General features: G+C 41.7%; 24 protein-coding genes, 1 pseudogene and 1 riboswitch. Of the genes and pseudogenes, 8 read left to right on the top strand and 17 right to left on the bottom strand.

Annotated elements, in window-relative coordinates; all coding sequences use genetic code 11:
- Window positions 1-654 (top strand): ABC transporter ATP-binding protein, encoded by a 654-nt coding sequence (locus tag L7D49_RS12775; protein ID WP_238081416.1) that lies wholly within the window; start codon window positions 1-3, stop codon window positions 652-654.
- A gap of 170 nt (window positions 655-824) precedes the next feature.
- On the opposite strand, the gene L7D49_RS12770 is transcribed toward L7D49_RS12775, so the two are convergent.
- The gene (locus L7D49_RS12770; protein WP_238081414.1) at window positions 825-1,232 is read right to left on the bottom strand and encodes a YuzC family spore coat inner layer protein; all 408 of its coding nucleotides are present in this window, start codon (window positions 1,230-1,232) and stop codon (window positions 825-827) included.
- Window positions 1,233-1,355: 123 nt separating this feature from the next.
- Between L7D49_RS12770 and L7D49_RS12765 the strand changes: the two genes are divergently transcribed.
- The 4 genes from L7D49_RS12765 (at window position 1,356) to fni (ending at window position 4,033) form a co-directional block, all read left to right on the top strand.
- Window positions 1,356-2,060 carry a YwaF family protein gene (locus L7D49_RS12765; protein WP_238081412.1) on the top strand — a complete coding sequence of 235 codons (705 nt, stop codon included), beginning with the start codon at window positions 1,356-1,358 and terminating at the stop codon, window positions 2,058-2,060.
- A gap of 87 nt (window positions 2,061-2,147) precedes the next feature.
- Window positions 2,148-2,339 carry a hypothetical protein gene (locus tag L7D49_RS12760; RefSeq protein WP_238081410.1) on the top strand — a complete coding sequence of 64 codons (192 nt, stop codon included), beginning with the start codon at window positions 2,148-2,150 and terminating at the stop codon, window positions 2,337-2,339.
- A gap of 204 nt (window positions 2,340-2,543) precedes the next feature.
- Window positions 2,544-2,915 carry a GNAT family N-acetyltransferase gene (locus tag L7D49_RS12755; RefSeq protein ID WP_238082743.1) on the top strand — a complete coding sequence of 124 codons (372 nt, stop codon included), beginning with the start codon at window positions 2,544-2,546 and terminating at the stop codon, window positions 2,913-2,915.
- Window positions 2,916-3,001: 86 nt separating this feature from the next.
- Entirely contained in the window at window positions 3,002-4,033 is a 1,032-nt protein-coding gene (gene fni / locus L7D49_RS12750; RefSeq protein WP_238082741.1) for a type 2 isopentenyl-diphosphate Delta-isomerase, read from the top strand.
- A 77-nt stretch (window positions 4,034-4,110) separates the two neighbouring features.
- On the opposite strand, the gene ribH is transcribed toward fni, so the two are convergent.
- Genes ribH through ribD form a run of 4 tightly spaced genes read right to left on the bottom strand, consistent with a single transcriptional unit; the run spans window position 4,111 to window position 7,543 of the window.
- Window positions 4,111-4,584, bottom strand: coding sequence for a 6,7-dimethyl-8-ribityllumazine synthase (ribH, locus tag L7D49_RS12745; RefSeq protein ID WP_238081409.1), 474 nt, complete (start codon window positions 4,582-4,584; stop codon window positions 4,111-4,113).
- 13 nt (window positions 4,585-4,597) lie between these two features.
- On the bottom strand, window positions 4,598-5,791 hold the full coding sequence (locus L7D49_RS12740) for a bifunctional 3,4-dihydroxy-2-butanone-4-phosphate synthase/GTP cyclohydrolase II (protein WP_238081407.1): 1,194 nt from the start codon (window positions 5,789-5,791) through the stop codon (window positions 4,598-4,600).
- Window positions 5,792-5,804: 13 nt separating this feature from the next.
- Window positions 5,805-6,458: a riboflavin synthase gene (ribE, locus tag L7D49_RS12735; RefSeq protein WP_238081405.1), complete on the bottom strand. Its 654-nt coding sequence runs from the start codon at window positions 6,456-6,458 to the stop codon at window positions 5,805-5,807.
- Window positions 6,440-7,543 (bottom strand): bifunctional diaminohydroxyphosphoribosylaminopyrimidine deaminase/5-amino-6-(5-phosphoribosylamino)uracil reductase RibD, encoded by a 1,104-nt coding sequence (gene ribD / locus L7D49_RS12730; protein ID WP_238081403.1) that lies wholly within the window; start codon window positions 7,541-7,543, stop codon window positions 6,440-6,442. The genes ribE and ribD overlap by 19 nt, the downstream gene beginning before the upstream one ends.
- Before the next feature lie 59 nt (window positions 7,544-7,602).
- A riboswitch (FMN riboswitch) is annotated at window positions 7,603-7,747 on the bottom strand.
- A gap of 278 nt (window positions 7,748-8,025) precedes the next feature.
- Here ribD and L7D49_RS12725 point away from each other — a divergent pair.
- Window positions 8,026-9,117, top strand: coding sequence for an LAGLIDADG family homing endonuclease (locus L7D49_RS12725; protein WP_238081401.1), 1,092 nt, complete (start codon window positions 8,026-8,028; stop codon window positions 9,115-9,117).
- A 269-nt stretch (window positions 9,118-9,386) separates the two neighbouring features.
- Here L7D49_RS12725 and L7D49_RS12720 read toward each other — a convergent pair whose 3' ends face one another.
- From L7D49_RS12720 to parE, 12 genes and pseudogenes are all read right to left on the bottom strand, one after another.
- Window positions 9,387-9,728, bottom strand: coding sequence for a YolC/YozM family protein (locus tag L7D49_RS12720; protein WP_238081399.1), 342 nt, complete (start codon window positions 9,726-9,728; stop codon window positions 9,387-9,389).
- 51 nt (window positions 9,729-9,779) lie between these two features.
- Window positions 9,780-10,124 carry a hypothetical protein gene (locus L7D49_RS12715; RefSeq protein ID WP_238081397.1) on the bottom strand — a complete coding sequence of 115 codons (345 nt, stop codon included), beginning with the start codon at window positions 10,122-10,124 and terminating at the stop codon, window positions 9,780-9,782.
- 103 nt (window positions 10,125-10,227) lie between these two features.
- Window positions 10,228-11,006 (bottom strand): annotated as a pseudogene (locus L7D49_RS12710) (SDR family oxidoreductase).
- A 171-nt stretch (window positions 11,007-11,177) separates the two neighbouring features.
- Entirely contained in the window at window positions 11,178-12,155 is a 978-nt protein-coding gene (locus tag L7D49_RS12705; protein ID WP_238081396.1) for an LCP family protein, read from the bottom strand.
- The gene (locus tag L7D49_RS12700; protein ID WP_238081394.1) at window positions 12,145-12,672 is read right to left on the bottom strand and encodes a sigma-70 family RNA polymerase sigma factor; all 528 of its coding nucleotides are present in this window, start codon (window positions 12,670-12,672) and stop codon (window positions 12,145-12,147) included. Before L7D49_RS12700 ends, L7D49_RS12705 begins: the two co-directional genes overlap by 11 nt.
- Before the next feature lie 226 nt (window positions 12,673-12,898).
- The gene (locus L7D49_RS12695; protein ID WP_238081392.1) at window positions 12,899-13,927 is read right to left on the bottom strand and encodes a hypothetical protein; all 1,029 of its coding nucleotides are present in this window, start codon (window positions 13,925-13,927) and stop codon (window positions 12,899-12,901) included.
- A gap of 694 nt (window positions 13,928-14,621) precedes the next feature.
- Window positions 14,622-15,164, bottom strand: a complete 543-nt coding sequence (locus L7D49_RS12690; RefSeq protein WP_238081390.1) for a GNAT family N-acetyltransferase — start codon at window positions 15,162-15,164, stop codon at window positions 14,622-14,624.
- 142 nt (window positions 15,165-15,306) lie between these two features.
- A complete protein-coding gene (locus tag L7D49_RS12685) occupies window positions 15,307-15,573 on the bottom strand; it encodes a CD3324 family protein (RefSeq protein ID WP_238081388.1) in 267 nt (88 codons plus the stop codon).
- Window positions 15,574-15,796: 223 nt separating this feature from the next.
- Window positions 15,797-15,931 carry a GNAT family N-acetyltransferase gene (locus L7D49_RS20445; protein ID WP_418895891.1) on the bottom strand — a complete coding sequence of 45 codons (135 nt, stop codon included), beginning with the start codon at window positions 15,929-15,931 and terminating at the stop codon, window positions 15,797-15,799.
- 249 nt (window positions 15,932-16,180) lie between these two features.
- Window positions 16,181-17,410: an MFS transporter gene (locus L7D49_RS12680; protein ID WP_238081386.1), complete on the bottom strand. Its 1,230-nt coding sequence runs from the start codon at window positions 17,408-17,410 to the stop codon at window positions 16,181-16,183.
- 91 nt (window positions 17,411-17,501) lie between these two features.
- Window positions 17,502-19,931: a DNA topoisomerase IV subunit A gene (parC, locus tag L7D49_RS12675; RefSeq protein WP_238081384.1), complete on the bottom strand. Its 2,430-nt coding sequence runs from the start codon at window positions 19,929-19,931 to the stop codon at window positions 17,502-17,504.
- Window positions 19,928-21,895, bottom strand: a complete 1,968-nt coding sequence (parE, locus tag L7D49_RS12670) for a DNA topoisomerase IV subunit B (RefSeq protein ID WP_238081382.1) — start codon at window positions 21,893-21,895, stop codon at window positions 19,928-19,930. Before parE ends, parC begins: the two co-directional genes overlap by 4 nt.
- A gap of 269 nt (window positions 21,896-22,164) precedes the next feature.
- Here parE and plsY point away from each other — a divergent pair, with 269 nt between their 5' ends.
- Both plsY and L7D49_RS12660 read left to right on the top strand, forming a co-directional pair.
- Window positions 22,165-22,767, top strand: a complete 603-nt coding sequence (gene plsY, locus L7D49_RS12665) for a glycerol-3-phosphate 1-O-acyltransferase PlsY (RefSeq protein ID WP_238081380.1) — start codon at window positions 22,165-22,167, stop codon at window positions 22,765-22,767.
- Window positions 22,768-22,800: 33 nt separating this feature from the next.
- Window positions 22,801-23,094, top strand: coding sequence for a HesB/YadR/YfhF family protein (locus L7D49_RS12660; protein ID WP_238081378.1), 294 nt, complete (start codon window positions 22,801-22,803; stop codon window positions 23,092-23,094).
- Window positions 23,095-23,386 lie beyond the last annotated feature (292 nt).

Below are 23,386 nucleotides of genomic sequence, written 5' to 3'. Positions count from 1 at the left end.
TTGTTGGACGTTCAAATTCATAAAAAGCTCTCTCATTTCGAGTTGGACGTGAATTTTACCGCGCATCATGAGATTGTTGTCCTATTTGGACCGTCTGGATCAGGCAAGACAACCATTTTGAATTGTTTGGCGGGACTAGAGCAGCCGGACAACGGAAGCATTCATTTAGAAGGAAGCTTATTATTTGGCGAGGGGAAGTCCGTTCCGGTCCAAAAAAGGAAAGTCGGTTATCTATTTCAAGACTATGCGTTGTTTCCTCACATGTCCGTCGAAAAAAATATTTGGTACGGCGTGCTGAAAAAAGACCGGCCGAACAAGAGAGAGGTTATTGAACAGCTGCTTGATGTATTAGGTATCCAGCATCTACTCAGAAAATACCCACACCAAATATCAGGCGGCGAAAAACAGCGTGTTGCGCTTGCTCGGGCTCTTGCCACCGAACCCTCCTTACTGCTCCTCGATGAACCGTTATCTGCACTCGACGAAGAGACACGGCTCCAGTGCCAGGATGAATTGCTTCGACTACACGAATTGTGGAAGGGCGTTCCTTTCCTGATCGTCACACATGATCGGAAAGAGGCCGAGAAATTGGGGGATCGAATTCTGCATATGAATTATGGGAAGTTGATTGACGAATGGAAGAATGAACGATAGATTGAAGAGAGTTATAATTATGTGTGCTGAAACGACAAAGACCTCCAACTGATTTTGCAGGAATGGAGGTCTTTTTTATTACATTGCCGCTAGTAGTACTACAATTTTTCAGCGATTTACATAGCTATTCAGCATGGAATATCCTGTACTTTACGTAGGTATTCACTTTATTACCAGCCTAAATTCATTCGTAAACGACAGCAGCTGCTTTGCGAATCATTATTGGCAAAATCGATACGAAGGCCGTCCGGTGTGTAAAGCAGCTGATACGATACGGTGACGCCTGTAGAACGGATGAGTCGGTCAACTTCCCCTTGGTTGGAAGCCTGTGCCGCTTCTTTCAGCTGCCGAGCAAATTCATCTGAGGCGATCACTTTGCCAGTAAACAGATCCGCCTGCTTCATAATCTCACGGAATCGGCGAGCGGATAAGTTGAATTGCTTTATATCGACTGGCGGGAAAGGATCTCGCTGACCCGGTGGCTGGATGGCCAAGTGAGCGGGTGTATACGCAACGAGATTTGGATACCGATGATGCTGCGCAGTATAAGGCATATAGGGATATTGATAGAAAGCCATAGGAATTCCTCCTATCACGGAATCTTCTGTAGCATATGATAACGAAAGAGATTTCGTGTTTGAGAACTTCAGTGAAAGAAAGACGTCTATAGTAAAGATCAATTGCAGGTGAGGGTGAAGGGTATGCAAACTAATGAATTTACAATGTTCTCAGCAGCACACCTAAGTGTGATCATCATTTTCTTTATTTTGGTTGGCTACCTTTATGTAAACAGGCATCGTTTACGGGATCGAGTGTCAAATTTACGAGGGGCGGAACGTTCGTTCGCATTCATATTATTAGCGTTTGAAATTGGGTTTCATTTATGGATGGTAGGGACAGGAAGGTGGCGGCTTCAGGATTCATTGCCTTTAGAACTGTGCAGCATTTCATTGCTCGCGACTATTATCTTGCTTTGGACCGGCAAACGTTCGATTGCGAATTTCGTTATCTTTGCCGGCATCGCCGGGGCACTACAAGCAATGATTACTCCTGTATTAGACATGAATTTCCCTCACTTCCGATTTTTTCACTTTTTTGTTACGCATGCGGGAATCATCTTGACCGGCTTGTACTTTGTCTGGGTGCGAGGCTATACGCCGACCTTGCGCGGCGTCTTTCAAGCTTTCCTTTTGTTAAATATACTTTTGCCACTCATCCTCTTCATTAATAAAAGTGTGGAAGGCAATTATATGTTCTTGGCCCGCAAACCCTTGAATGGGAGCTTACTTGATTATTTAGGTCCGTATCCTTGGTATATTGCCTCCCTCGAAGTCGTTGCGCTCGGCATGTTTTTAATCATTTGGCTGTTGCTGAGAGAGAAAGGCAAGCGGCAACTTTCTGACTGAATTTACATGCTATTTCCTTTTTTGACTGGACAGAGGATTTATATCAATGGTAAAATCTATTAACCAAGCACGAGGGAGGAAGCCCGCATGTCAACTACCCCAGATAATCAAGCAAAAGCGAAAATGAGTTTGAAGGATGCTGTGAAACAACAGTTAGAAGCGAAGAAAAACAAAGCCAATCCAAACCGCACGACTGGAAATTCAATGCAACAAACACCGAAAATGAAAAGCCAGCAAGCGAAAAAGGTATCACAATCCCGTAGAAAAATGGGCGTGTAACAAAGCAGGCGTTATGCAAAAAGCAAGTAAGCAGATAATAAAATGACCACACAAAGCGACGGACAAACGATACGTTTTCTCGTCGCTTTGTGTGTTTTACTAGTTAATCAAAGGGCCACTCGACTTAGAAAGGAACTGATACTATTGAATGAACAGATCACCGAGTTGCAGTCAGCCGAGGAACTGCTGAAAGGGTTTCCGGTTATGCGTCAATTGCGGACGCATCTATCAGAGGAGTCGTATCTCCCGCTTGTTTTGGAAGCGCAAGAAAAAATGAGCTACCGGCAGCACGCATTGCTCATTGATGGACAGATCGTTTCGATCATCGGTTGGATGCCCATGACCACCCTCTATTACGGCAATTATATTTGGATTTGTGACCTTGTGACGGACGCTTCTTTCCGCTCCCATGGCTATGGAGAAATGCTGCTGGATTTTATACAAGAATTATCTCATGAAATGGGCTATGGCACTGTTGCTTTATCTTCGGGACTAGGGAGAACAGAGGCACATCGTTTTTATGAAGAGAAAATGGGATATGAAAAAGTAAGTTATGTTTTTAAACATGAACACTGACAAGTCATTTAGATGAATTAATGAAGGCAATCGCCTATACTGATAGTGGGCCAGAAATGAATGGGTGGCGGGAAGGCGGAAGAGATGTGACAGAGGCAATCCATAAACGAAAGTCGGAACATATTAGCATCACCTTAAACGAAAAAGTGACAGGCACCAACATTACGACCGGTTTCGAACGGGTCGGATTCATACATAATGCATTACCTGAAGTAGATTTCGAATCAATTCAGTTACAAAGTACGTTTGTCAAACGGACATGCGCGAAACCATTCCTGATCAGTTCGATGACAGGCGGCGCGGCATTTGCGGAGACCATTAACCGAAATCTGGCGATCGCAGCGGAAGAGCAGGGCTGGATATTAGCTTTAGGCTCGATGCGTGCTTTAATCGAAAGTGAACAGCATCGGGAATCGTTTCAAGTTAGAAAGTACGCGCCGAATGTGCCGATTATCGCGAATCTCGGGGCAGTGCAGCTCAATTATGGGTTCGGTGCGGAAGAATGCATAAGGATAATAGAAATGAGCGAAGCAGATGCGCTTGTCCTTCATTTGAACAGCATCCAGGAAGTGATCCAATCGGATGGCAATACGAATTTTAAATCGTTGCTCCAAAAGATTGAGCTCCTATGCAATTCACTGTCTGTGCCCGTCGGAGTAAAAGAAGTCGGATGGGGAATTGACGGGGAGACAGCTGGAAAATTATGTGATGCAGGAGTCCAATTTATCGATGTGGCAGGCGCTGGCGGCACATCCTGGAGCCAGGTGGAGAAATACCGGGCAGATGATCCGATTAAACGCAAAGCGGCTGAAACATTCAGCGGGTGGGGAATACCGACTGCAGAAAGCATCGTTGCCGTCCGTCAGCATGCAGGAGATTCACAAACTGTTATCGGCAGTGGCGGCATGCACACGGGGTTAGACGCAGCAAAGGCAATTGCTCTCGGCGCAGATCTCGTCGGTTTCGGTAAATCGATTTTAAAAGAAGCAACAGAATCGGTTGATGAAGTATTACGAGTCATGCAAACGATTGAGCTGGAACTAAAAATGGCTATGTTTGGAATCGGTGCTTCCTCGATAGACGAGCTGCAACAAACGGACCGTATTTATTTCAATTAAAAGCCTATTAGGGAAAAGATCATGAAGACAGCCATTTCCATGTGAATGACTGTCTTCCTTTTTTTGAGTTTGTTGCCTTACTGTTTTGCTACCTGTCTCATCAGATTGCCCATTTCAATGGCCGAGGTACCAGCATCCCAACCTTTATTACCAGCTTTTGTGCCGGCTCTTTCAACGGCTTGTTCTATGGAATCGGTCGTTACAACACCAAAAATGACCGGTACCCCTTCAGATAGATTAATTGAGGAGATCCCCTTCGCCACTTCATTACATACGTAGTCGAAGTGGGGAGTAGACCCTCTGATAACTGTACCTAACGCAATAATGGCGTCATACTTTTTGGAAGCGGCCAGCTGTTTTGCGACAAGGGGTATTTCGAACGCACCAGGCACCCAAGCGACATCTACATCATCTTGTTCTACGCCGTGTCTCCGCAATGCATCTTCCGCACCGCTCAACAGTTTACCAGTAATAAATTCATTAAAACGTGAAACGACAATTCCAATTTTCAGTCCGGTTCCTATTAAATGACCTTCATATGTTGTACCCATTACATTTTCCTCCTTAAGCTTTCAGCAAATGACCTAGTTTTTGTTTTTTCGTTTCCATGTAGACGCTGTTTTCTTCCCGGACTGGCAATTCGATGGGGATGCGCTCGTCAACCGTAATTCCGTATGCTGTTAAGGCATTTATTTTCCGAGGGTTGTTGGTCATTAAAGTTATCTTTTTGACCCCTAAATCCTTTAGCATTTGTGCGCATTGGAAATAATCCCGTTCATCATCCTTGAAGCCTAGCTTCTCATTTGCTTCCACCGTATCCATGCCTTGTTCCTGTAATTGATACGCCTTGAATTTATTCACAAGGCCAATGCCGCGGCCTTCCTGACGCATATAAAGCAAAATGCCTGTCCCTACGTCTTCGATCTGACGAAGAGCAGCTTGAAGCTGGGGGCCGCAATCACATCGGTAGGATCCAAAAATGTCGCCAGTCATACATTCAGAATGGATACGGACGAGAGGGGCATCCACCTCATCGGGTTTGCCTTTCACAAGCGCTATATGTTCACGGCCAGTCAATGTTTCGGTATAGGCAGTCGCTTTAAAGTGACCGTACGACGTAGGCAAGTCGATATCGGCAATGCGTTCTATGAGTTTGTCATTTTTTTTACGGTAGGCGATCAATTGTTCGATTGTCAGAATAACAAGATCAAAACGTTCGGCAAGTTCAGTTAGCTGGTCGCCGCGAGCCATCGTTCCATCTTCGTTCATAATTTCACAAATGACACCCGCTTTTTTTGAATCGGCAAGCATAGCCAGATCTACCGCTGCCTCTGTATGGCCAGCCCTAAGCAGGACACCGCCGCCGTTTGCGATGAGCGGAAAGATATGTCCAGGTTGTCTGAAATCAGAAAGGGAAGCTTGTGGCTCAATCATTTTCATGATCGTCTCCGACCGTTCAAATGCTGAGATGCCGGTATGGGAGCCAGCATGATCTATACTTACCGTGAAAGCCGTCCCGTGGGTATCTGTATTTTTTTGAACCATAGGAAATAATCCAAGCTGTTGGGCTATTGTTTCAGCAACAGGTACACAAATTAATCCACGTCCTTCAGTTGCCATGAAATTGATCATTTCAGGTGTGGCAAATTCGGCAAGCGCTACAAAATCGCCTTCGTTCTCGCGGTCTTCATCATCGACAACGATAATCGGTTTACCGCGTTTCAATTCATCAATTGCTATTTCAACTGTTGTATACATTTGCATCTTGTCCTCACTTTAGAAATCCGTTAGCGGCTAACATGTCCATTGACAAGCCGCCTCCCGGTGTCACGCGATGTCGTTTGAAGAGTAGTTGCTCCATATATTTAACGAGCATGTCGCATTCAATATTTACATTGGATCCGACCTTTTTTCGGCCGATTTGTGAATCCTTTTGTGTTGCAGGAATTAGAGAGATCGTAAACATATCGTCCCTAACTGCAAAAATAGTGAGTGATGTACCGTCAATTGCAATCGATCCTTTTTCCATAATGTAAGGCAGCAGCTCATGTTGCACACGGATCTCCAAATAGACCGCGTTTGAGGAGGGCTTGATTGATACAATTTCACCGACCTGGTCCACATGGCCGGAGACAAAATGGCCGCCAAAACGTCCATTAGCGGAAATGGCACGTTCCAGATTTACCTGGCTGCCAGTTTTCATTGCCGAAAGGGTAGTGGAGGTAAACGTTTCAGGCATAACATCCGCTCGGAAAAAGGTGGTTGTAAATTCTACAACCGTAAGACAAACACCATCGACAGCGATGCTATCTCCTTTATTTACGTCTTCCAGCACTTTTTTGCAATGGATTGTCAATTGCATAGAGTGGGTGCCTCTCTTTATTTCTTGTATAACACCAATTTCTTCTACGATCCCAGTGAACAAGGAACTGACACCTCCTTTGAAAAGAGGGCGTGCAACCGAATATCGGGTCCAATTTGTTTCACCGACAGAATTTGTAAAAGCTCAGATTCCGTGATGGACGTTCTTCCGTTATTTTCGAATAGGGAAGGGCCATTGCCTATAAATTTTGGCGCCATGTACAAGTAAAATTCATCTGCAAGTCCCTGATCAATGAAACTTGAATGGACGTGGCTGCCGCCTTCAACAAGTACAGTCATAACGCCCATTTTTGCAAGACGGGTTAATACTTCTTTCAAAAAATCGGCATGTTCGGGAATCGTTTCAACACGAACAAGCGGGAATTCACTAAACGCATCAATGCCTTGAGCACTCTCAAGTGTAAAAAGGATCGTTTGTGATGCGCCGTCTGTAATGACATGAGCGGTTTTCGGCGTCCGGAGACGTCGATCTAAAATAATTCGAATTGGATTCTTTCCACCATGGGGCAAACGGGTGGTGAGGAAAGGGTTATCTTGAAGAATAGTTTGTACGCCAACAAGAATTGCGTCATGGGTATGGCGGAGGTGATGGACATCCATTCTTGCCTGCTCAGATGTGATCCATTTGCTGTCCCCATGCTGCGTTGCTAATCGGCCATCCAATGTGGCGGCAGCCTTAAGCGTGACGTACGGCTTTTGTTGTTGAATAAAATGAAAAAATGCCCGGTTACTGAAATCTGCCTCTTCGTTTGGAATCATCGTTACTTCAATACCTGCATCTCGAAGAAGCCCGATCCCTTTGCCACTGACGGCAGGATTCGGGTCAATTGATGCTACGAAAACACGGCGAATACCACTCGCAATAATGGCCTCTGTGCATGGAGGCGTTTTGCCTGTATGGGCGCAAGGCTCCAAAGTCACATAAAGGTCGGCGCCTTCAGCCAATTTTCCTGCCATTCGCAGTGCGTGGACTTCGGCATGCGGCGTTCCAGCCTTCACATGAAAGCCTGTACCGACAACTTGTCCATCTGCAACACAAACAGCCCCGACAATTGGGTTCGGAGAGGTATGCCCAGTGGCGGTGCGTGCCAACTGGACTGCAAGCTTCATATAATCATCATGTTTCATGTCATTCCCCCTCTCAAATAAGAAAGGGCAGATCAGTAAGGGCATAGCAGCAATCTATACAAAAACTTCTCCCATCCAGACTATACTGTCGGTGCCGGAGTTACACCAGCTCCACCGTTTCCATGCGGAAAACGGGTCACGGACTGACGAGCTATATGCTCGATCACCGCCGGTAAGGAATTTCACCTTGCCCCGAAGATTTGTACAATTGTGCCGGCCTAACCGTAACATAGAAAAACAGACGCTGCCAATCCATTAAATGGCCTAGTCATGGAAAAAGGGGAGATAGACCCTTTTAATTGGTTCGATTGGCCTTTTGTTATTGGATTTTTCGTTTTATCCCATAAATAAATAATTAGAAAGGATTATTTGGAAAATAATTAGAAAAAGCAGCTTTATGGTTTGTCGAATAGTAATTTAGGTGGAAACACGAACGTATATTCGGTTATAATAAAAATAACACTAACTAAAGGAAGAGTGATATGGCGAGGATTAAAGGGATAACAGACCAAAAAATAATTGAACTGTATGAAAGCGGTATGAGCTACAAAGAAATGTGCCAGCTTGTAGGTCTTTCGGATAGGGCGATACGGAATGTGCTAAGTAAACATGGAATCCAAATGCGTCCAACAGGTCGTCCGAGAATTCATCAAGTGAATGAGGATTTCTTTAAGAAGTGGACACATGAAATGGCTTGGGTACTTGGTCTTATTATTACAGATGGGCATGTTAATAAGGATTTGCACTCAGTTTATCTGGCTCAAAAAGATGTTGTGGTTTTGCAAAAGGTTGCAACTCTCATGGAAGCTTCTGAAGTAATATCAGAGCCAACTGGAACGAGGAAAACACATTTGTTGATTATTAATTCGAAAGTGATAAAATCTGATCTTGAAAAGCTTGGAGTCACGCCGAACAAATCAAGAAGTGTTAGATTTCCTGATGTTCCAGAGGAATTTCTTCCGGCATTTGTGCGTGGAGTTATTGATGGAGATGGGTGGGTTCAAAAAGAAGGATATCAAATGAACATCACCACAGCTAGCGAGTCATTTGCCACATCTCTTATGGATGTTTTTAGAGCTTGGGAGCTTATGCCGACGTGTGAAATGCGATTCAGCGACTTGAAACGTCCATACTTCAGAATAGCTGTTAGTGGAAAAGAACAAATAATGCAGTTGGCAGAAATTATTTATTCGGGCTCAAACGACTTATGTGTAAAGTCCAAAAAGGATCGGATGTTATTACACGTTAACGGCAAACCAATCGCTGAGCCATATGAGACGATACATGGCAGATTGAGATTTAGAACAACGATCAGCAAAGCGATTTTGTTGGAGCTAAAAAACATGGCAGCCGAACGAGAAATGCATATTAATCACATATTAGAAAATTGTTTAGAAAAAATGCTGAGTGAAACAAATGGAGTTATCATTTACGAAAAATCACATCGGCCGAAAGATCGAGTGCAATATAAAACAACATATTATAAATCGTTGCTAGAGCGAGTTCGACAATGCGCAAAAGAGAATAATTTGAACATCAATGATGTAATTGAGTATAGCACTAGATATTTATAATTTATGAGGCAACTGACAGAAAAGGCGATACGTAGAATGCCTCTTTTTTTCTTTTTGTTTTTTAGTTTACATAATATAAATTATAGGAAGTTGCGTTTCTTAGATAAGTATACTTGAGATATTGAGATATAACGTATTTTTTATATAGATCGCAATGTTATCTGTAAGTCGATATTTATCTTGATTTTAAAAACGAAATTTAATTATCAAAAGCCAAACTCCAATCTATTTGAAGCAGGAATTTGGCTTTTGATCTAAAACATATCTAGTTATTTATAAACCGATTTTCGCTTTTCCTGTGCATTCTCCCTAAATTCCCATATGTTTTCTGAATACTGATACACAACAAGTTTGAAGTGTGCTAAATCTTCCTTGGATAAGTTGTTTTTTAAATAACTTTCAACCTTTATTATGTCTTTTTCATCGTAAACTGACACATCCAGCACAGGTTCAGTGTCACCGATCATTGTACTTTGAACATCATATTTATCCCATAAGGAGTCCATCACCGCCACTGTACTGTAAGGTTCTTTTTTCATTAAGCCAAATAGTACAATTCCTATGATGGCACATGCGGAAATGAACATTCCAACTGTTGTTTTTAATTTCATTTTTCTCCTCCCTGTAGCTTTTCACGTTTAACGAGTCCGGATTGCTGATAATTACTTCTTCCCATACGTTCCATTATTAATGGCTTTACGATATTTTCCATCTTCCTCAATAGCAATTGCTTCATCCGTTTTTATGTCTTTTATTGAATAAAGTCTAGTCCCTTTTCGATACTTGTTTGAGAAGTTGCCTGAGTATGTCCCTTCCTTATCCGAATACTTTGTTACCTTCCCGATTTCTTCATCTGCTTCCTCGACATATTCATTGCTGATTTCATACATATCACCATTCCATACAACAAATGCTGAATTCCAGTCTGCATTTGAAGAACAACCATAAAGGCCACTCAAAAGTATTGAGAAAATGGCAAAGCACCTGATAGAACTTGAAATCTTCATAAGATACTTCCCTCCTCTGCGTATGCAATATGGAATCATTATGGGATAATGCCGTATATTAATGGCTTTTACTCATCATTAGTTGGCGCCAAATTGCTGTAGGCTATCTTCCTATATAACCGCCTTCTGATTTAATAACCTGACCAGTAATCCATCCTGATTCGTCACTCGCCAGAAATTTTATTAACCTGGCAGCATCTTGTGGTGTTCCAACATTTCCAGTAGGAAAAAGACGTGACAAGGAATCTTTTGTTGCCTCATCCATCCAACCTGAATCAGTCGGTCAGGGTCAACTGAATTTACCGTAATCCCAAGAGGTGCAAGTCCAACTGATAACGGTTCCGTTATTGCAATCAACATACCTTTTGAGGCAATATAGGCAAGATTGTTGGGATCTGGGCCTTTCGAGACAAGGTTAATAATCCTTCCCCCACTTTTTTCGGGAAAGGCTTTCTCAAACCTCTTGGCAAATTCAGTGCTTAATAAAATTGTTCCTCTATTATTCACCATATAGTGATCATCCAGTACTTGTGCATCTATGTTTCGAAAATCAACTAGTTTGTCATATGCTGCGTTATTTATCAATAAACTTGGCGTTCCAAGTTGTTTTTCACACCTATTCAGAATGGCCTTTTGTGTTTCCAGCTCTGATAGATCAGCCTCCATATGTTCACAGCGTACACCTGATTTTTTAATGATCTCACTTAATTGATTCGGAAAATCACTTTCTAAACCATTCCCCTCATTTTCATCATAATCGCTCCAATGAGTGAAAAAGATATCGGCACCAGATTCTGCAAGCATTAAACAAATTGCAGCCCCAATCCCTTGAGAACGACTTGCTCCTGTTACTATTGCAATTTTTCCTTCTAAAATCCGCATATTATCCCCCTTGTTAATGCTTCGCAATCTATCCCATATATAAACGAATACCATCCCTTTTGTCGCTTGGCGCTCATTTAGAGAAAATAAATTCAGAAGCGTTTGCCAATTATTGAAGACTTGTTTAGAATATTCAAGCTGCCCATCATCCACAACTTATTGAAAAGTACTTTAGTCAAAATGAGTTAACTTTTCCGTAGCAGAATGTAAAAAAGCTTTTTCAAATTTAATATAGTATTTTTCATTAATCATAACATCTTTCTTTCCCTCGATTAACGATACTAACTGTAGAGAACGAATTTCTCTTTTATCTTCAAAAAACTGCTTTATTGGCATATTCCCTTCTACTGTATTATTATATTGTATCTGTGAAATTCCATTTTTGGTTTTATTCATCACATCACTTATAAGGTTTAATAAGTCTTCATCATCCAAGTTCTTTCCAACTGTTGCATCCATTAATAATGCTAAAACCTCTTCTCCATTCAACCGATTTATTCCCTTTTGGAATTCGAATGCCGGTTGAGAAATAGCTCTAACTCTAATTTCTTCCTTCAGTTCATGATCTATTCCACTTACAGAATCAATCGCTTGTGAAAATGATTCCAAATCGATAACCGCATAATAGTCAATTGGTAAATCAAATAGTTCAGACACAGTATTCTTTACACTCTCTGCCCCAGCCCCCTCCATATAAGCAAAGGTCATTTTATCATGTATTATCGTACCATCCTTATTCTCTATTGGAACATAAGTATCTCGTGGAATAGATAACACTTTCACCTTTTCTTTGGCTTTATTATAAGAAAATAAAAAGTTAATAGGTATTCTATTCGTTTCATCTTTAACGGATATTAGGGTTGTTATGACTTCGTCAACCTTTGACGCTGATTCACTTGCTGCTATGTCCTTCTTCATAGGAAAAACGCTTACAGACGAAAATAATGGTGTAAACAATAAAACACATAAACCTACTACTAATAAAGAAATTGTAAGCGGCGCAAAAATTCTCGTGGGAATTCCAACTGATTTCTTGTTAACATTCTTTTCAAGTTCAGCAATCTTTCGAAATACTTTTTTACGATCTGCACTTGTAAAATGTAATTCTTGATCTGCCATGTATTTTTCTTCAACGAATTTACCTTTCATGAAGTTCTGCCTCCCTTATCAATGGCTCCAATCTTTGCTTTGCTCTTCTTAATCGAGTTTTTATAGTATCTACTGAAACGTCTAAAACTATGGAAATTTCCTCAGTACTTAAGGATTCATAGAAATACAAATAAACTACTTCCCGATAAATCTTTGGAAGAGAAAAGATCGTATCTTTTAGCCCTTTATTATTTTGTTTATCGATAACTGTCCTCTCTAAAGATGGTAATATGGACTTTGTTGTTTCATTAATAAAACTTTTCACCTGCACCTTTTTGTAATTCCAACTCTTTAAATAATCTTTACATTCGTTAATTACTATTCGATAGAGCCAAGTTTTCAGTTGAGAATCTTTCCGAAATGACTCCAGGTTGTTATAGCATTTGATAAACGAATTTTGAACCATATCCTTAGCACTCTCAATATCTTTTACATAGGAAAATGCTAATCTTACCAATTCATCTCCATATCGAATCATCAGTTTTTCTAACATAAAGTCCTTTTCTTCTTTTTTCAATCTTCTATCCCCCCTTCCATCCTTCTCTAATTCAGCAATTAGACGATTATCAAGTCATATTGGGTTCAAATTAATGAAGATCCCTGATTTTTATTAACTTTTTTCACTTGGCATAGGCAAATCAGGTTATAAAAAAACCCTAAATCGTTAATTACAAAGTAATCAACGATATAAGGTTAAGTAATTGGACTGAGTTGATTATGGGTGTGTTAGTATAAGTTAGTAGTTACCAAAAAGATAACATCTCATCTTTTCGATCTTTTAATGTCTTAATTACAAAAGTTCGATACTCCACCAGCTCCGGAAACTGATAAAAGAAATTCACTTTCTCTTCTGCTACCGTTTGAGGATCGTTATTGTATGGCGTTAACATAAAGAATGTAAAAGACTCTGTAATATCTTCATAAGGATTTAAACTGGCGTAGATCGTAATAAATGACTCTTTTTGATCCTCATAAAATGCAATCCTATCTTCTACAGACTCATATCCGCCCTGTAGCCATTGCTCCTCATAGTTCTTCCAATAGGTTTGATAAAAGTGGTTCATATAGCTGTCAGGGTTATAACATTCCCCACCATGCGGCTTGAAATAAAATTGTTCTTCTGGACAGGTATCCGAAATGACAAAATCCGCTTCATTCCATGTTAACAGATGCCCATATTCATGAACTAGTATGGGTAAAGTATGAGATTGAAGCCACTGCTTGACCAAATTAGAAGGAATATACAATTTATCTTCATAAGTATTTACATGCATATAAATATCCTCTTGAAAATCAATCATTTTGACATTTATTTTATTTCTATTGAATATAGCAAGAACAAGGTCGGCTATGCCTGTGAACATACTTTCTTCTTCGCCTTTCGTCAAAATAAATTGATCTTCTTTTATTTCATAACGTGCGACAATAGGAACTTCCTCTTTCATTGTATTTTTAGAGAAAACTGACTTATCTTCTTCCGTGTATATATTTAAAGACGACATTCGATTAGACGCATTGAGCCCACCTATGAAATCATAAAAAAACTCACTTCCATATTCATCCCCCAAATCACGGCATTCTCCGATTGTTTGACAAAGTTCTGAATCGATCGCCTGGGACCAATACTTATCGGCAGCTGTTTCTACTTGCTGTATTTCTTGACCCCTCCCTTTCTGGGGCAGGTCAGCATTTGCGTCCGTCTGCTCTTCTTTCTCACAACCCCCAAGTAGCGCCGCAGTAGCAATCAATCCAAATATCACTAATCTTTTCATTCAATTTCCATCCCCTTTTATCCCGTTTCCCGTTAATGATGTTAGTTGTGATGCATATACTAATCAATTTCTTCAGATTGTCCCACCCTTATTTCTGGGGTTACTGTTAATTGTAGAGTTAATTGGAATTATTTTATTTTATACTTCAATTATATCAGATTATTTAATGGGTGTATTGCAGTCAATGACCATAACTATAGTCGATAATAATTGAATAATTTTAATAATATATAAGTTTAATGTTACAATAGAGTAAATGGTTCATACTGTAAGGTAAGTTAGGGGGAGGTACAGATGTATTGCATGTAAGTCAGCATGTAGAATATTGATAATGGAAGGAGCGCGTTGAAATGAAAATACTTTCAAATCCCAATTGGATAGTAAGTAGACTGGCTATAGCATCATTTATTGGGAGTATTACTGGCATCTTTGTCGTGGAACGTGAACTAAATCTCACTTTCGTACTCTGGTATCTGTCCGTCGTTGGCTTCGTAATAGCTTGTAATTGGATTTACGTGACCTTCAAAAGAAAGAAGACTAGCGATAAGATAAATGCCCATGACAATACCGATAGGTCTTAAGTAGAGAGATAAAAATAAAAAACGCACTCTATATGTGTTTTTTAATGGACGTTTCCTCTTTGTAATTCAACTCTAATTGAATTTGGGAGTTATGTCTGTGTTGTTCTTCACAATCAATTACTGTTCCGATTATCAAATCGAAAAATCGTCTGATATCCATTAAATGTTTCTCCGTTTATCTCAGTGAAGGCTCCTTTTGTATAATTGGACAAGCACTTTCTCCAAAATTTCTGTCCCGCAATGTTTTTCTCGAACGGGTTAGTAAACAGCTCCCATTTCCCTTTATATTGATCAAATACAATATTGGCTGCTTTTTCCGCAATTCCCTTCCCTCGTAATGATTGAATTAAAAAAAATTCATTAACAAAAAAATCAATTCCTTTATTGCAATAAGGCGGAGTAGCAATGAAGATAAAACCTGCCGGCGTTCCCTCTGATAAAATTAAATAAGGAAAAAGTATGTCGGGCTTCTCCCACCAAATATTTTGGATACCATACTGCTCCTGCAAGGTTTTAACTTCGTCACTTTCCTCATAGATTCCATGGACATTCGGGAGCCTTTCATAGTGCCCAGACAGATCATATAAGTATAAGGGATATAAGTTTTTTATAATGTAGGCATCACACTTTTCAGTTAAGCGAACTTCTATTTTCATAGCCTTCTCCTTTACCTAGTTGGATTTGTATCTGTCGTCATTGTATAGAAACAGGCAAATGAATGATAGATAATACACGATTCGTAACTGTTCTTTACATAAAAAAGTCACACCAGATTTAGCCCAGTGTGACAAAACCATTCTATTTTTTTGTATATACTATTTTCTTAATACTGTCATGAGAAAGAAAAAATTGTTTGGAAAGTTGATCAATCGTGACTCCGTGAGAAAATTGTTGTCGGATTGCATGGTTCCTAGCAGTTAACTGTTTTTTAATCCCCGAACACTCGCCCCATTGCTTATGTAAATTCTTTGAAATAGGGACGTAAATCATTTCTCCATTTACATATTTCTGTAATTCCTCCACGAGTTCTTTTGGTAATATACTCTCTGCATTAATATATTTCATGTTTCATTTGCTCCTTAAAAATATTCTTCTTTTTAAGGCAGCAAAGTCATTACTACAAACTGAATACTTCTTTGGCGGAAATCAATTCCTAGCCCTATACAAACAACCGCCGTTGTTCATAGTGCAAACTTTGCATAGAGCAGTTCTGTAACTTTCCCTTATTTTGTGCCATGTATATCCTCACTCCTTTCAGTTCAAATTTCTCAGATTCTTCATGCTTTGATTAGAATTCAAATTCAAACGACATCAATCGATGCGAATAGTTAAAACCCAATTTTTCTGCAACCCGTTTGGAAGGTTCATTTGATTCATCAGTCGTCCAATATACACTAAACCCACGTTCCAGGCACTCCTCAATGTATCGTTGTCCTTATCATAACTATCTTTTGGTAACGTGACGATCAACATGCAGTCCTCCACTTCAGGGTTATTTATTGGTAATTAGTTTAGCAATACTTGATCTTCTTTATAATTCTTCTCATTACGAATACAAACTTTCCTTAAAGTTTAACACTACCTGTTTAGTAATATCAACCAAATATGAAATCATCTAGTAACAAACGCCTCAAAATCCTACCTCTTACTCCATTTAAAAAACCGCAAAGAGTCATACACTCTCTGCGGTCACTACCGGCTCAACCGGCTGCTGTTCTAATATAATCTTCCGTTTCTTCATCATAAAGAAAAATAGTCCTGTCAACGTGATGCTGATGATGCTGAAAGTAATCATCATAGTTTGCAAGCCAATTAAGTCCAAAAATGCCCCGGCCGTTAATAAAACGACTTGGAACACGACACGTTCCAGCATATTCCGGAATGAGAAAAAGCGTCCGTGGTACTCTTTGGGCATGCGTTTTTGGAAGATGACCATGGCGGTAGGGAAAAAACAGCCGAGTGAAAATCCTAGTACAGCAAATGAACTTAATATCATGAATAGATGATCTGCAAAAAACAACATGAATTCAGACAAGCCAACGATCATAGCAAAAAAGAATAAGATTTGAGTCGTACTCCAGCGCTTGGCTATCAGTTTGATGACTACCGAACCAAGCATGAAAGCGACGCCTTCAAACGTATAAATCAATCCTTTGATGGAGGCCATCTGCTGTATTTCACTAACATTGATGACAATTAGGTTAAATGACCCTAAAAACAGTAATGGTATGAGCGTCATAACTAATGTCATTCCGACGGCTGGAAACTTTTTTAACACCGGAAATACTTCCATGAAGCCGCTCTTCTGAGGACTGGCCCCGGGTGCCTTTTCATTGCCATTTTCCTCGTCAATCTTCAACGACATCGTAAAGAGGAGTAAAATTCCGTAAGCGATGAGTGAGATGAAGTAGAGAGACGACAGCGACCAATAGACGAGCATGACGCCTGCAAGCGCAGTCCCTGCCACTCGGGCAATGGTTGCCACATTCATATGCATGCCATTCATCGTCAGCAAATCCTGCTCTTTGACGACTAAGGGGATAGCGGATTGCAAGGCTGGAAAATAAAAAGTGGCCGACAATTGAATCCCGATGACAAATGCGATCATCCAAGCGATAGATCCGGTTTGCAAAGCAAGCAGCATGAGCAATACACTTGCCAGCCGGCCAATCCCGGACACGATCAGGACGGTCTTTTTCCTGGACTGGTCAATAATTCTTCCTGCGAGCGGTCCCGCCAAAATACCTGCTAATAACCCCACTGATAAAATCATAGCTTTCACAAAATCAGATGGTACTTTCTCCTGCATGAATTCCAAATTCCCTATTATTCCCGTCCATAGGCCTAATCCTGCAATCATCTCGCCTGACAAGATGATCCAGACATTGCGATTCCTCCACATATTCCCCACCCCAGCCTTAACTATTTCGATTCTCGAATTATTATAATCGAATCCAATGAAAAAGTCACGGGCCTTTAGCCCGTGACTACAATTAATCGATTTGTACTTTTGGTTCTTTGTACAGACGGACGGCTTGGCCATCTTTTTGTTCGTCTGTAATGAAGCTGCCGTTCGAATAGCGATCGACCAGCCGTAGTGTACCGGCTGCAAACGGTATTTTCTTCCCTTGGGCCGTCATCAGGATGAGTTGATCATCCGTTTTTGCTAATGCCGTACCTATAATTCGGTGTGGATGGCTCTTCAGCTCTTTCAAGACAACGAGTCCTCGCTGCGCCCTGCCCGCTGTTTCGAGTTCTTTTAATGCCATCCGTTTCACTGCACCGCGTTGCGTTGCAATGACGATTGACTCCGTAGGATCTGTAACAGTTTCAATTGAGACGACAACATCATCCGGCTTCAAATTGATCCCCTTCACACCAGCCGTTCGGACGCCGGTTTGTGAAAGCTCTGTTAGAGAGAATCGCAGGCCGTATGCTTGCTGGGTGATTAAAATAACATCCTCGTTGCCTTGGACAATTCGGGCATCCACCAGGCGATCGCCCTTCTTCACGTTCATCGCCTTGAAGGTACGTGAATAGCGTTGTACTTGGAAATCGGCCAGCTGTGAAATCTTGATATTTCCTTGCTCTGAGACGGTAAGTACCGAAACATTTGCTTCAAAAGAATCAAATCCGAGTACAGCTGACACTTCTTCGCCAGGCTCAAGCGAAATGATACTCGAAATATGCTGTCCAAGATCCTTCCAGCGAATGTCCGGCAGTTCATGAACTGGCTGATAAATGTAATTGCCGTGTGAAGTAAAGAGCAACACATGATGCTGTGTATTCATGACAGATTCCATCAGGCTGAAATCCGACTCTTTCATCTCCTGGCCTGCGCCATTAGAAGCCGAGTAGGACCGCATGCTCGTACGCTTCACATACCCGTCCTTCGTGACAGATACTACAACCTCTTCACTTGGCACAAGGATATCGAGATCCACTTTGATACTTTCAATCTTCTCTTCAATTACAGAGAGTCTAGGCTCTGCGAACTGCTTGCGAACTTCTACCAATTCCTTTTTGATAACCGATGAAAGTTTGCGGTCACTCTTTAAAATCGCATCCAATTGGTCGATTAATTTACGAAGGGATTCATCTTCACGCTGTAATTCTGTGATATCCGTATTCGTTAAACGATAAAGTTGCAAGGAGACGATCGCTTCCGCTTGAACTTCTGTAAATCCAAACTGTGCGATGAGATTGTTCTTTGCATCCCGCTTATCTTTCGAAGCACGGATCGTTTTGATCACTTCATCCAAGATGGATAATGCCTTCATGAGACCTTCTACAATATGCAGACGGTCTTTTGCTTTTTGAATATCGTACTCAGAGCGCCGTGTCACAACATCTTTCTGATGATCAATATATGCATCTAGCAGCATCGGAAGAGACATTAGCATCGGACGTCTGTTTGAAATAGCCACCATATTGAAATTGTAGGTAATTTGAAGGTCTGTATTCTTCAATAGATATTGCATGATTCCATTGCCGTCAATATCCTTTTTCAGCTCAATAACGATGCGCAAGCCGGTACGGTCCGATTCATCTCGGACGTCCGCGATTCCGTCCAATTTACGATCCAGACGTAATTCATCCATCTTTTTCACTAGGTTTGCCTTGTTCACATCGTACGGGATTTCCGTCACAACAATTTGGGATTTCCCTGCTTTCAACGATTCGATTTCATACTTGGCCCGTATGACGAATCGGCCTTTCCCCGTTTCATAAGCTGTTTTAATGCCGTCAGTTCCTTGGATGATACCGCCTGTCGGAAAATCAGGTCCTTTTAATACGGTCATCAATTCTTCTACCGAAACGTCTGGATTGTCCATCCGCATCAACACAGCATCAATCACTTCATGGAGCGCATGAGGCGGAATGTCTGTGGCATATCCAGCAGAAATTCCTGTCGATCCATTTACCAAAAGGTTCGGGAATCGGGCTGGCAATACAGTCGGCTCCGGCTCCGTATCATCAAAGTTTGGAATGAAATCCACTGTATTCTTTCCGATATCACGTAGCATTTCACCAGCAATAGCGGAAAGTCTAGCTTCTGTATAACGCATGGCGGCAGCTGGATCGCCGTCTACTGAACCATTGTTTCCGTGCATCTCCACCATCAGATGACGCAATTTCCAATCCTGGCTCATCCGGACCATTGCATCATAGACAGAGGAATCGCCATGAGGGTGGTAATTCCCGATGACATTCCCGACAGTTTTTGCCGATTTCCGGAATGCTTTATCATGCGTATTCCCTTCATGGAACATCGCATACAGGATACGCCGCTGAACGGGCTTCAGTCCGTCGCGTGCATCAGGCAATGCCCGGTCTTGGATAATATATTTACTGTACCGTCCAAATCGGTCCCCGATGACTTCTTCCAGTGGAAGGTCTTGGTAACGTTCTGTTGCTGTCATTCAGAGTCCCCCTCATGGAGAAATTCATTTTCCAATATATTTTGGTCTTCTACGCCGAAATCGACATTGCTTTCAATCCATCGGCGGCGTGGTTCAACTTTATCACCCATTAACGTCGTGACACGGCGTTCCGATTGGGCGCCGTCTTCAATCGTCACCCGGATCAATGTGCGTGTTTCAGGATTCATCGTTGTTTCCCATAACTGTTCCGCATTCATCTCACCGAGACCTTTGTAGCGTTGCAGCATATAGCCTTTGCCAATCTTCTTAATAGCCGCATTCAAATCCGCTTCGGTCCAGGCATACTCGACTTTTTCGGTTTTGCCTGCCCCTTTGAATACTTTGTAAAGTGGAGGCAATGCGATATAGACTTTGCCTGCTTCGATGAGCGGCTTCATGTACCGGTAGAAGAACGTAAGGAGCAAAACTTGGATATGCGCTCCGTCCGTATCGGCATCGGTCATAATAATCACTTTGTCGTATGCGATATCGTCAATATGGAAATCGGCCCCGACTCCGCCACCAATCGCGTGGATAATCGTGTTGATCTCCTCGTTTTTCATAATGTCTTCGAGCTTTGCCTTTTCCGTATTGATAACTTTACCCCGAAGCGGCAAGATAGCCTGGAAAGTTCGGTCTCGTCCCTGCTTGGCAGAACCGCCTGCCGAGTCTCCCTCAACTAAGTACAATTCATTTTTTGAAGCATTCCTCGATTGGGCAGGTGTCAGCTTGCCGGATAGCAGCGTATCCGATTTCTTTCGTTTCTTTCCGGAACGTGCATCTTCGCGGGCTTTCCGTGCAGCTTCTCTTGCTTGCTGCGCGCGAATTGCTTTACGGATCAGGTTGGCGCTCAATTCAGCGTTTTCCTCAAGGAAATAGAGGAGCTGCTGTGAAATGATGCCGTCTGTTGCCGTCCGAGCTTCGCTTGTCCCAAGCTTGCCTTTCGTCTGTCCCTCAAATTGAAGAATTTCTTCCGGAATACGGACGGAAACGACAGCTGAAATCCCTTCTCGGATGTCTGAGCCATCTAAGTTTTTATCCTTCTCTTTTAAAATGCCTGTTTTTCTCGCATATTCGTTGAATACGCGGGTCATCGCGGTTTTGGCACCCGTTTCATGCGTACCGCCATCTTTTGTCCGGACGTTGTTAACGAAGGACAGAATAGTTTCCGAATAGCCGTCACTGAATTGGAAAGCGAATTCGACTTCAATTTCTTCTGCAACGCCTTCTAGATAGGCGACCTCATGAAGCGTGTCTTTTTCCTCGTTCAAATAGGAAACGAACGCTTTGATCCCTGACTCATAATGGAATACATCCTTCTTGTCGGTGCCTTCCTCCGCCAGAACTATTTTCAAGCCTTTTAAGAGGAACGCAGATTCCCGCAAGCGTTCCGCCAATGTATCGTATTGATATTTTATTGTTGAAAAGATAGTTGGATCTGGCTTGAAGTGAATGAGCGTCCCTTTTTCCTTGGACGTACCAATCTCTTCAAGTGTGGTAGCTGGCTTGCCGCCATTTTCAAATCGCTGGCGAAATTTCTTGCCATCACGATAAATGGTTACTTCCAGCCATTCGGAAAGCGCGTTGACGACTGAAGCGCCCACGCCGTGCAAACCGCCACTTGTTTTATATCCGCCTTGGCCAAACTTTCCCCCGGCATGCAAGACGGTGAAAATGACTTCTGTCGTCGGCTTCCCCATTTTGTGCATTCCGGTAGGCATACCACGCCCATAATCCCGCACACTGACGCTGCCGTCTTTGTGAAGCATGACGTCGACTTCATTCCCGTAACCCGCCAATGCTTCGTCCACTGCATTATCTACAATTTCATAAACGAGATGATGAAGCCCTCGTGCATCAGTGGATCCGATATACATCCCTGGACGTTTCCGTACCGCATCAAGACCTTCCAATACACTGATCGAATCATCATCATACGTATACACTTCTTGATTCTTCGTCAAATTGCAACCCCCATCAAACAAATGTTCTCTTTTTTATATATCGTAACGCTACTAGAAAAGCTTGTCAAATCAACGTTTTCATGTAGCTCGCTCAATTTATTGTATAGAACAAAGCTGTAATATGCAATGACAAGAGGAATTTCCGTCCAATTGGCAACAACTTAACTACATTCTTTTCTTAACAGGAAAGACACATTTGTAAATCTCATTGTCCCCTTCCTGACGTTCTGCTAAACTAACAGTAACGGAAATATGTAAAGGGGACCATTATGGAAACAGCTATTTTACTACTTCTTGCGTATCTGCTTGGCTCTATCCCTTCCGCCCTTTGGATAGGCAAATTATTTTTCAAAACAGATGTCCGCGAGCATGGAAGCGGCAACTTAGGGGCGACCAACACATTTCGTGTGTTAGGCAAAACAGCAGGTTTGATCGTCACCGTTCTCGACATATTGAAAGGCACTGCAGCTGTCCTGCTTCCATTACTTCCTTACTTCAGTGATGTGAACATCCATCCGCTCGTAATCGGGTTCATGGCGGTGATCGGGCATATCTTTCCTGTATTCGCTCGCTTCAAAGGAGGAAAGGCAGTGGCCACTTCCGGTGGGATTCTATTAGGCTACAATTGGCCAATTTTCCTCATTGTCCTTTTGACCTTCCTGATCGCCTTGAAGATCACGAAAATGGTTTCATTATCCTCTATGATCGTAGCAGCCGTTGCTTTCATTTATACGGTCATCTACTATTTCATGACAAAGGATATATACTTGATGATCATTGTCGGGCTTATGGCCGTATTTATTTTTTACCGCCACCGCGCAAATATAACGAGAATCAAAGCAGGAACCGAGCCAAAGGTGAAGTGGTTGTAATACAATAGGACAAACCGAAAGGCGGGATGCTGAATGAAAATCGTTTTATCAGAGGAAGCTTTGGAATGGTTTCATGAAGAAATGGATGTGGAACCAGGTGATGAAATCAAATTCTTTGCACGTTATGGCGGTGCGAGTCCATTGCATGAAGGATTCTCATTAGGCATGAGAAAAGAAGGCCATGATGAAATTGGCGTGGAAACGAAGCAAGACGAAGTCCTTTTTTACATCGAAAAGCGTGATGAGTGGTTTTTTTCAGGGCATGACCTGCATGTAACGGTTGATCCACAATTGAATGAACTGCACTTCTCTTATGAAAAAGCGTAAGCCTCTTGCGCTTTTTTTCTTTCACTAAAATTAACTTTACATAATATTATTATACCACACCAATTACTCTTACTCACCTCTTTTCTCCACTCCAACAATTGGTTGCCTGCATGGTAAATACCTGAACATTCCAGTTGTAACCTTTGTAATGCAAATGTAAAGAAACACGAAACCTGCTGTTATAAGAGCGTTTGTGCGAACTGGTAAAATTCCACGGGATTAATTTCCTGCTAACCTTGCAATTTTTCTATGATACTGTAAAGGCGTTCCGAAACTTTGCATACATACAAGG

This window comes from Sporosarcina cyprini (genome assembly GCF_022048975.1).
Taxonomy (GTDB): domain Bacteria; phylum Bacillota; class Bacilli; order Bacillales_A; family Planococcaceae; genus Sporosarcina; species Sporosarcina cyprini.
Note: the sequence above shows the minus strand (reverse complement) of the source record. Positions and strands in the feature narration are given on the sequence as shown.